The sequence below is a fragment of the Nitrospira sp. genome (assembly GCA_005116745.1).
GTDB lineage: Bacteria > Nitrospirota > Nitrospiria > Nitrospirales > Nitrospiraceae > Nitrospira_D.
The window spans coordinates 1,027,040-1,037,780 of record SWDS01000006.1 but is presented as its reverse complement, the minus strand read 5'-3'; the positions used below and the strand labels follow the sequence as shown (position 1 = coordinate 1,037,780).

Here is a 10,741-nt window from a genome sequence, read left to right as displayed (position 1 = left end):
ATAGGGTCAAGTGAACAAGCGCATACGGTGGATGCCTAGGCAGTCAGAGGCGACGAAGGACGTTGTAGCATGCGAAAAGCTGCGGGGAGCTTGCAAACTAGCCCTGATCCGCAGATGTCCGAATGGGGAAACCCGGCCAACACCAGTTGGTCATCCTAGGCTGAATACATAGGCCTAGCGAAGCGAACCCGGGGAACTGAAACATCTAAGTACCCGGAGGAAAAGAAATCAACCGAGATTCCCTTAGTAGCGGCGAGCGAACGGGGACCAGCCCTTAAGCGCATTATAACTTAGTAGAACAGCCTGGAAAGACTGGCCATAGACGGTGATAGCCCGGTATACGAAAAGCCATGGTGCGTGAAAACGAGTAGGACGGGGCACGAGAAACCCTGTCTGAACATGGGGGGACCATCCTCCAAGGCTAAATACTCCTGACTGACCGATAGTGAACCAGTACCGTGAGGGAAAGGCGAAAAGAACCGCGGAGAGCGGAGTGAAATAGACCCTGAAACCGTATGCGTACAAGCAGTGGGAGCGGACTTGTTCCGTGACTGCGTACCTTTTGTATAATGGGTCAGCGAGTTAATCTCAGTGGCAAGCTTAACCGGATAGGGGAGGCGTAGCGAAAGCGAGTCTGAACAGGGCGTTCAGTCGCTGGGATTAGACCCGAAACCGGGCGATCTATCCATGACCAGGCTGAAGGTTAGGTAATACTAACTGGAGGGCCGAACCCACGTCTGTTGAAAAATACGGGGATGAGCTGTGGATAGGAGTGAAAGGCTAATCAAGCCCGGAGATAGCTGGTTCTCCTCGAAAGCTATTTAGGTAGCGCCTCGTGTATAACTGCCGGGGGTAGAGCACTGTTTCGGCTAGGGGGCCGTCTAGGCTTACCAACCCGATGCAAACTCCGAATACCGACAAGTTCCAGCACGGGAGACACACGGCGGGTGATAAGGTCCGTCGTGGAAAGGGAAACAGCCCAGACCGTCAGCTAAGGTCCCAAAATCTATGCTCAGTGGGAAACGATGTGGAAAGGCCCAGACAGCCAGGAGGTTGGCTTAGAAGCAGCCATCCTTTAAAGAAAGCGTAATAGCTCACTGGTCGAGTCGGTCTGCGCGGAAGATTTACCGGGGCTAAGCATAGTACCGAAGCTACGGGTCCGTCCTTATGGATGGGCGGTAGAGGAGCGTTCCGTAAGCCTGCGAAGGGAAGTTGAGAAGCTTCCTGGAGGTATCGGAAGTGCGAATGCTGACATGAGTAACGATAATGCGGGTGAAAAACCCGCACGCCGAAAACCCAAGGGTTCCTGCGCAACGCTAATCGACGCAGGGTCAGTCGGTGCCTAAGGCGAGGCCGAAAGGCGTAGTCGATGGGAAACAGGTTAATATTCCTGTACCGGTCGTGACTGCGATGGGGTGACGGAGAAGGCTACATCGGCCGGCGGTTGGAAGTGCCGGTTTAAGCGTGTAGGGAGTGGGCTTAGGCAAATCCGGGCCCGCAATCCTGAGGCGTGATGACGGATGCTATCCTCGGATAGCATGAAGTGATGGATGCCCTGCTTCCAAGAAAAACCTCTAAGCACCAGGTCACGAGTGGCCGTACCGTAAACCGACACAGGTGGGTGGGATGAGAATTCTAAGGCGCTTGAGAGAACTCGGCTGAAGGAACTAGGCAAAATGATACCGTAACTTCGGGAGAAGGTATGCCCCTGGTAGGTGAAGTCCCTTGCGGATGGAGCCGAAGGGGGTTGCAAAAAATTGGTGGCTGCGACTGTTTAGCAAAAACATAGCACTCTGCGAACTCGAAAGAGGAAGTATAGGGTGTGACGCCTGCCCGGTGCTGGAAGGTTAATTGATGGGGTCACCTTCGGGGAAGCTCTTGATCGAAGCCCCAGTAAACGGCGGCCGTAACTATAACGGTCCTAAGGTAGCGAAATTCCTTGTCGGGTAAGTTCCGACCTGCACGAATGGCGTAACGATGGCCACACTGTCTCCAGCCGAGACTCAGTGAAATTGAAATTGCGGTGAAGATGCCGTATACCCGTGGCTAGACGGAAAGACCCCGTGAACCTTTACTATAGCTTGGCACTGGACTTTGAACCGATTTGTGTAGGATAGGTGGGAGGCATTGAAGCGGGGGCGCCAGCCCTGGTGGAGCCGACCTTGAAATACCACCCTGGTCTGTTCGGAGTTCTAACCCAGGCCCGTCATCCGGGCCGGGGACAGTGCCTGGTGGGTAGTTTGACTGGGGCGGTCTCCTCCCAAAGAGTAACGGAGGAGCACGAAGGTACCCTCAGCCTGGTCGGAAATCAGGCGATGAGTGCAATGGCATAAGGGTGCTTGACTGCGAGACGGACAAGTCGAGCAGGTGCGAAAGCAGGTCATAGTGATCCGGTGGTTCTGAATGGAAGGGCCATCGCTCAACGGATAAAAGGTACTCCGGGGATAACAGGCTGATACCGCCCAAGAGTTCATATCGACGGCGGTGTTTGGCACCTCGATGTCGGCTCATCACATCCTGGGGCTGAAGCAGGTCCCAAGGGTATGGCTGTTCGCCATTTAAAGTGGTACGTGAGCTGGGTTCAGAACGTCGTGAGACAGTTCGGTCCCTATCTGCCATGGGCGTTTGAGAATTGAGGGAAGCTGCTCCTAGTACGAGAGGACCGGAGTGGACGCACCGCTGGTGTTCCAGTTGTCGTGCCAACGGCATTGCTGGGTAGCTACGTGCGGACAGGATAACCGCTGAAAGCATCTAAGCGGGAAGCCCCTCCCAAGATGAGTTCTCACTGGGGCTTGAAGCCCCCTGAAGGGCCGTCGGAGACCACGACGTTGATAGGCACGGTGTGGAAGTCCAGCAATGGGCGCAGCTAAGTTTGGACCATCCTCCTCTCACCGGAGGCCGCACACCGCTTTTTTCAACAGCCCCTTGGTGAGTTTGTCTGGGCATGAGTCTAGCGTGGCTTGCAGCCCATCCAAGGTCAGATCGATCTCTTTCCGGAACGCAACGCGGAAAAACCCATAGAACATGGCCTGGTTGAAGTATCCGGGACCACTATAGGCATTTCGTGCTATGGCAAACGTATCTGACTAGCGTAAGAACTGGCTGTCGGTTTCTACACAATGCCCGTACTGAGAGTATCGTGCGCATCCTGAACCCGCCTAGTTAGACGGGAACAAGATATATGGTTGTGGCGGTTCTTGATCCGGCGGAACATAGGCGGGCGCCGGTTCCCCGGCCGGGCCGAGCGTTCTGATAAATCGATAGATGGCCCGCAGGTCCTGCTCGGTCATCTCCCGCAAGACGAACCATGGCATAGGTGGTCGAAACTCAACCGACCGCGAAACCTGGATCCACTGGGCTTCTGAGAGATTCTGCATAGAGAGCCGTATGTTGCTCGCGTAGGTTGTACCCCAAGGCCCGCGCCATCCCATCGCATCTCCCTTGAGCCAGTCTTTCTCAGGAATCTTTCCAGCGGCTTCCGCATAGCCGGTGGTGTGGCAATCATTACACCCAGCGATCTTGATGACATACCGTCCCCTGTCCTCAGTTTTCTTATCCAATGGAGCAGTCTGACCGCTGGCGTGTCCCTTGTCCCCGGCAGTGGCTGCGGGCGTCATGGCAGCGATGAGGAGCAAACACAGCGCGGATGTTTGGATGCTTTGAATCAGGCGCATGGTTTCTTCTCCCTGATCGTGATGATGCGTGTCGGCTCTCTGTGCTCAATGCCACGGAAAGGTGGAACGGACCATGGGCGTCGTTCAGTACTCGTCGATTTCATCGGTCTCATCCAGCATCTCGGCCGTGATCTCACTGGCCTCGGCGGTCCATTGAGACAGTGGAATACCTTTGGCTTTTAAAATGGCTTCCTGCTCTGTCCCTGCGGCCGTCGTCAGGTCATAGGTGACAGTTTGTCTAACTTGAAACATTCTCATAATTATCCACCTTTGAATTCGTCCTATCTGCCATTGATACGTGGTTATTGACTACTCGGTCTATAGCACACGACGAAAGCACACGACGAAACTGACGATCGGCCAGTTCGGAGGGCTTGTGGCTCACTAGCAGGGTTTCTTTTTCCCTTGCATGCGTGCCTGTTCCAGCTCAGTTTGTTGACGTATGTGGTCGAGTTGAAGCTGAAACTGCCGCTCCCGTTCATCATTCGAGAGCGGAGGCCGTCCACTCCCTCCCATTCCATCTTTCCCTGCTGCATGGACCACCATCGTGGTAAGGACGGCACCGACCGTGACGCCAAGGATGAAGTTTCGCATCGTAGCTTCTGTTGCGCTCCTTTCTATTCAGAAATCTCTAACTGCCCTGCAAATTGCCTAGAGAAGAGAGCCCTCTGATCACGGGCGTTGCCTCGGGGAACCGTTGCATTGTAATCGATCCAACGACGGATACCATAGGGCTCTTTTTCAAGACATCATTCTCCAAGGCATTGTGGCGGTTGCCTTGACTCTATTTCCGTCGCTTTGCTACAGTGATCAACCCAAGTCTAAATGATTGAAAGTTCCGCTGTTTCTGAGTCGTTCCCACGAGCAATCTGAGGCAACACCGTGATGAAAGCTTGGCTTTTTGATGATATGTTTCAATTCGATCGGTCCCCCATCCGTATCGATGGGCTTCAGGGAGAATGGGGTGCCGGAGATTCAGTGGCGGAGGAAGAAGAGCTGCCGTCACCTCCGCAACACGTTCATGCCAAACCCGGCAATGGGCGTATTATCGTCACATGGGATCCGGTTCCGGATGCCATGTACTACAACCTCTACTTTCAGACGTCCAAGGGCGTACAGATCAAATACTCGGAACTGACTCGTCCCATCGCTGGCCCTGAAGATTTTAAGGGTGTGATCGGTGTGAAGAAGGACAAGGCGACGTGTCTGGAGGGCGCCTCGAGTCCCTACGTCCATGATGACCTGGCCAATGGCACTTGTTACCACTATGTCGTCACCGTCGTCACCTCGAAGGGCGAAAGCCTTGAATCGCAAGAAGTGATGGCGATTCCATCGCCATATCTCCTGGCCATGGTCATCGGCTCTGAAGGAGTGGGCGATGGGGAGTTGAACTCGCCCACGGGAATTGCGCTCGACAAGAACGGCAACATCTACGTAGCAGATACGGATAACCATTCGATCCAAAAATTCGATAAAACTGGAACGTTCCTGGCTCGGTGGGGCAGCGAACCCAGTTCACAGGAAGGCCAGTTCTACTATCCCCGTGGTTTGGCGGTCGGGCCGGGCGATGTTATGTATGTGGCTGACAGCGGCAACAATCGGGTGCAGAAGTTTGATCTCGAGGGTAACGCGCAGAAAGCATGGGGCAAGTTTGGGTTCGCCTGGCGGGGGGCCGATATGGGCCGCTTCGATGTGCCCTGGGGCATTACAACGGATCAAGACGGCCATGTGTATGTCTCTGACACGAGTAATGCGCGTATCCAAAAATTTCAAGCCGATGGCCAACCACTGCTGAAGTGGGGCCGTGACGGCAGCTTCGACGGCGCCTTCTTCTTTCCGCGCGGCGTGGCGGTCGATTTTATCGGCAATATCTATGTGGCCGATGAAAGTAATAATCGCATCCAAAAATTCGATGCCCGAGGAAGCTTCTTGACGAAATGGGGCCGGGAAGGTCAGGGACCCGGACAGTTTAAGTCACCATGGGGCATCGCGTGTGACGCACTCGGCAACGTCTATGTCGTCGACAGCGGCAACCATCGCATGCAGAAGTTTGACGGCAACGGGACGTTCCTGTGCTCATTTGGGAACCGAGGAAAAACAGAGGGACAGGTCAATTTCCCCTATGGCATCGCGGTCGATAAGGAAGGCTGCGTGTTCGTCGTCGACAGCGGCAATCACCGTATCCTGAAATATGTGCCGACCGAAGAAGAGATGAATCGTGGGAAGGACCAGCCTGCGCAGCCAGTGGAGGCCGGGGCGGTGCAGCCACCCCGCAGCCTTGCCGTCAAGGCCGGCGATACAGAAGTCTTTCTGAGTTGGATGGAGGTGCCTGGCGCGCAAGCCTACAATCTCTATTTCAGTACCTCGCCTCATGTCACGATCGAGGGGGCGACGAAGATTGAAGGCGTGACGACCCCGTACACGCATGAAGGTCTCACCAACGATACGCCTTATTTTTATGCGGTGACCGCATCGTTCGAAGATGGAACGGAAAGCGGACCCTCGGAAGAAGTCACAGCGATACCCGTGCTCATCGATATCACGGCGCCGCAGAATCCTTACGCCGTGATCAATCACGGGGCCTTCATGACCAACTCGCCCGAAGTCGTGGTGACGATTTCGGCAACCGATTTGGATACAGGAGTTGGGGCCTATTTTATTTCTGAAAGTCCGTTGACGCCTGTGGCTGGCACGCCTGGGTGGGTGGATGTGACATCGGCGATCAAGTTCGGCGCCACGATTCCGTTCATTCTCTCGCCTGGAGATGGGCACAAAACCATTTATGTGTGGTTCAAAGATATCGGCAACAATGTCTCCACGCCGGCCAGCACGACTATTTTGGTCAATACGTCTGGCTATCTGTGCGTGTCGAAGTGGGGGAAGCCGGGGCGAGGTGCGTCGTTGTTGCACGGCGGAGAGTTTATCGCGCCGATGTACGGACTGTGCGCCGATCAACAAGGATCGCTGTTTGTCGTCGATAACGGCAACAATCGTGTGCAGAAGTTCGATAATGCCGGGAACTTCATCATTCTGTGGGGAAGTTTTGGCTCAGCCAATGCGAATTTTCACAATCCCACCGGTATTGCCTGCGACGGCAAGGGCGATGTCTGGGTGGTGGATACGAATAATCACCGGGTTCAAAAGTTCGACGGGAAGCTTGGCGGGTACATGATGAAGTTCGGTTCGCGTGGAAACGGCGAAGGACAGTTCAATGCGCCCTGGGGGATTGCGGTCGACCGCGTGCGCGGCTACATCTACGTCGTCGATAGCGCCAATTTCCGCGTGCAGAAATTCGACATGTCCGGCGAGTTCATCATGGCCTGGGGCAGCTTCGGCAACGGTGACGGGCAGTTCTATTTCCCGCGCGGTGTGGCCGTCGATCAAGAGGACGGGACCGTCTATATCGTCGATATGGGCAATCACCGCATCCAGAAATTTGACACCAGTACCAACGTCTTACCCCAGCTGTTAACGAAGTGGGGAGGCAGTTCAGCCCCTGGGCATGCCAGTAGTGCTCTGGCGCAAGAGGCCGGACAATTGCGCTCGCCCTGGGGGATCACCGTTGACGGAGCTGGACAGCTCTACGTGACGGATACGGGAAATCATCGGATTGAAAAGTTTGATCGCGAGGGCAATTTCATCACCCAGTGGGGCGGGTTCGGCAACGGCGACGGGCAATTCAATTTTCCCTACGGGATTGCTGTCGATGCGAAGGGGAGCGTCTTTGTCGTGGATAGCGGCAACACACGGGTGCAGCAGTTCATGCCGGCGGACGAGGGCAGTGAACGGTTGCAGGGCGAGGCGGAGGAGTTGGCCGAGGTGGAGAACATGCAACGAACGCAGAACGTGTGAAGAGGGAGCGATGCTTGATAAAGAACCGCGACTCGGACTGACATACGACGACGTGGTCCTCGTGCCGGCCAAGTCGAAGATTGTACCCAATGAAGTCGATACCAGCACCTTTGTATCGCGCAATATCCGGATCAATATCCCGCTCGTCAGCGCGGCGATGGATACCGTGACGGAATCTCGGCTGGCGATTGCGATGGCGCGCGAAGGGGGTATTGGGATCATTCATCGCGTGTTGTCTCCGGAAGATCAGGCGACGGAAGTCGATAAGGTGAAGAAGTCAGAAAGCGGAATGATCCTCGACCCCGTCACGATTTCTCCCGACCAAACGATTCGAGACGCGTACCAACTCATGGCGAAGTATCGGATCTCGGGTATCCCCGTCACCAAAGGGCGCAAGCTGGTCGGGATTCTCACCAACCGCGATCTCAGATTTGAAACGAGGATGGACCTGAAGGTGGCGCAGGTGATGAAACGAGACCGGTTGATCACGGCGCCAGAGGGCACCAGCCTGGAGAAGGCCAAAGAGATTCTGCATGAGCACCGGATTGAAAAATTACCGGTGGTGAATAAGCAATTTGAGCTCAAAGGGCTCATTACCATTAAAGATATCGAAAAGCGGGTCAAGTATCCCAACGCCTGCAAAGATGGCCATGGGCGCTTACGGGTCGGGGCGGCGGTGGGTGTCGGACCGGAGACTGAAGAGCGGGTGACGCTGCTCAAGAGATCCGGCGTGGACCTTGTCGTGATCGACACGGCGCACGGCCATTCGCAAGCCGTGCTGGATACGGCGAAGATGATCAAGAAACTGTATCCGGCTCTCGAACTGATCGTGGGAAACATCGGCACCGCAGAGGCGGCCAAAGACCTCCTCAAAGCCGGAGTCGATGCGGTCAAGGTCGGGGTCGGACCGGGATCGATTTGCACGACGCGGATCGTGTCGGGCGCCGGAATGCCGCAGCTCACCGCGATCGCGGATTGCGCAAAAGTGTTAACTGGCAGCGGGGTGCCGATTATTGCCGATGGCGGCATCAAGTTTTCAGGCGATATCACAAAGGCCTTGGCTGCTGGGGCGTCGTCTGTGATGCTTGGTGGACTCTTTGCCGGAACAGAAGAGTCTCCGGGTGAGACGGTGCTCTATCAAGCCAGAACCTACAAGGTCTATCGCGGCATGGGTTCCATCGGGGCGATGGAGCGAGGGGGCGGGGATCGGTATGGACAAGGAGGACGCCCGGCTCAGAAACTGGTGCCCGAAGGGATCGAAGGTCGTGTGCCCTATAAAGGTTCGTTGGCTGCCGTGGTGTATCAGCTCGTCGGCGGTGTGCGATCGGGAATGGGATACTGTGGCTGTAAGACGATTGTCGATTTGCAACAGAATGCCACGTTCATCAGACAATCCGTGGCCGGCCTCCGTGAGAGCCATGTGCATGACGTGATCATTACCAAAGAAGCGCCGAACTATCGGATGGATTGGGAATAGGTACTGGTACGGAGTGAGGAGGCAGGAATGAGGGGTTCCTGTTCCTAACGAGTTGAAAGGGCCGTTACCCCCTTACCCCTCACCCTGTATTCCTCACAACATCACGATGGAACTTTGGCACAATAGAATTCTGGTCCTCGACTTTGGGTCGCAGTACACGCAACTGATCGCCCGCCGCATTCGCGAAGCCCAGGTCTACTCGCAAATTCTCCCCTGTACGGTCCCCTTGGCGACGATTCTTGCGTATCGGCCGCAAGGTATCATCCTGTCCGGAGGGCCCTCCAGTGTCTACGAAAAAAACGCGCCGCTCATCTCCAAGGAGCTCTTTAATCAGAATATTCCAATCCTTGGCATCTGCTATGGCATGCAGTTGGTGACGTATTTGTCAGGCGGGAAGGTCGTCAAGGCGCCGCATCGAGAATATGGCCGGGCAGACGTGCTGATCGATGACCGCAGCGATCTCTTCAAAGGCATCGGCGCCGGTGGTTCCTCGGTGGTGTGGATGTCCCATGGAGACCGGATCGAGCGCATGCCGAAGGGGTTCCGGTCCATTGCCCATACCAACAATTCCCCGGTTGCGGCCATGAAGTCGGAGGATGCGCAGCGGCGGATCTATTGCCTGCAGTTCCATCCGGAAGTTGCGCATACGCCGGAAGGAGCGAAGATACTCCACAACTTCGTCTATGAGATTTGCGGCTGTACGCCGACCTGGACCATGCAGTCCTACGTGGATCAGGGAGTGAATCAAATCCGCGAGCAGGTCGGAAAAGATCGCGTGATCTGCGCACTGAGCGGCGGAGTCGATTCGTCGGTCGCGGCGGCTCTTACGCACCGCGCCATCGGAGACCAGCTGACCTGCATCTTCGTCGATAATGGGGTGCTTCGGGCGGGCGAACGCGACCAGGTGAAGAAGACTCTTGCGTCGCAGATGCATCTCAATCTTCGGGTGCTTGATCGGACGACACAGTTCCTGGATGGTTTGAAGGGCGTCACCGATCCCGAACGGAAGCGCAAAATCATCGGACGCTTGTTCATCAAGAATTTCGAGGTCGAGTCCAAGAAGCTGAAGGGCGTGAAGTACTTGGTGCAGGGGACACTCTATCCCGATGTCATTGAGAGCGTGAGCTTCAAGGGGCCGTCAGCCACGATCAAGACGCATCATAATGTTGGTGGTCTGCCGGCCAGGATGAAGTTGAAATTGATCGAGCCGCTTCGGGAATTGTTCAAGGACGAAGTGCGGGTACTGGGGACCGAACTGGGCTTGCCGGATGAGATTGTCTGGCGGCAGCCGTTCCCCGGTCCAGGTCTTGCGATCCGGGTGCTTGGCTCCGTGACGAAGGAGCGATTGGCGATCCTCCGTGGAGCCGAAACGATCGTCGATCAGGAGATTCGTGGCGCGGGACTCTACCGAGACATCTGGCAATTCTTCGCCGTGCTCTTGCCGATCCGCACTGTCGGCGTCATGGGCGATCAGCGGACCTATGATAACGTAGTGGCGATTCGCGCGGTGACCAGTGTCGACGGGATGACCGCCGACTGGGCCAAGATTCCGAACGATGTGCTGGGCCGGATGTCGAGCCGGATTATCAATGAAGTGAAGGGCGTGAATCGAGTGGTGTATGACATCAGCTCGAAACCGCCATCGACGATCGAATGGGAATAATGTACGGTGTCGTTCGTGAAGCGTGACGCGCCGACCGGTGTGCTCATGCGAATGACACAATATACGTGACTGGAA

The 10,741-nt window shown here is 55.6% G+C and carries 5 protein-coding genes and 1 rRNA gene; 4 read left to right on the top strand and 2 right to left on the bottom strand.

Annotation, left to right across the window (positions count from 1 at the left end; genetic code table 11):
- A 23S ribosomal RNA gene (locus tag E8D52_10740) occupies positions 1-2,873 on the top strand.
- A 285-nt stretch (positions 2,874-3,158) separates the two neighbouring features.
- Here E8D52_10740 and E8D52_10735 read toward each other — a convergent pair.
- A complete protein-coding gene (locus E8D52_10735) occupies positions 3,159-3,674 on the bottom strand; it encodes a cytochrome C (protein TKB69413.1) in 516 nt (171 codons plus the stop codon).
- Between the two features lie 384 nt (positions 3,675-4,058).
- Complete coding sequence (locus E8D52_10730) at positions 4,059-4,268, bottom strand: hypothetical protein (protein TKB69412.1); 210 nt, start codon at positions 4,266-4,268, stop codon at positions 4,059-4,061.
- Between the two features lie 291 nt (positions 4,269-4,559).
- Here E8D52_10730 and E8D52_10725 point away from each other — a divergent pair, with 291 nt between their 5' ends.
- The 3 genes from E8D52_10725 to guaA all read left to right on the top strand — a co-directional run bounded on the left by E8D52_10725 (position 4,560) and on the right by guaA (position 10,666).
- On the top strand, positions 4,560-7,526 hold the full coding sequence (locus E8D52_10725; GenBank protein TKB69411.1) for a 6-bladed beta-propeller: 2,967 nt from the start codon (positions 4,560-4,562) through the stop codon (positions 7,524-7,526).
- Positions 7,527-7,536: 10 nt separating this feature from the next.
- Positions 7,537-9,003: an IMP dehydrogenase gene (guaB, locus tag E8D52_10720; GenBank protein ID TKB69410.1), complete on the top strand. Its 1,467-nt coding sequence runs from the start codon at positions 7,537-7,539 to the stop codon at positions 9,001-9,003.
- A 106-nt stretch (positions 9,004-9,109) separates the two neighbouring features.
- Entirely contained in the window at positions 9,110-10,666 is a 1,557-nt protein-coding gene (gene guaA, locus E8D52_10715) for a glutamine-hydrolyzing GMP synthase (GenBank protein ID TKB69409.1), read from the top strand.
- Positions 10,667-10,741 lie beyond the last annotated feature (75 nt).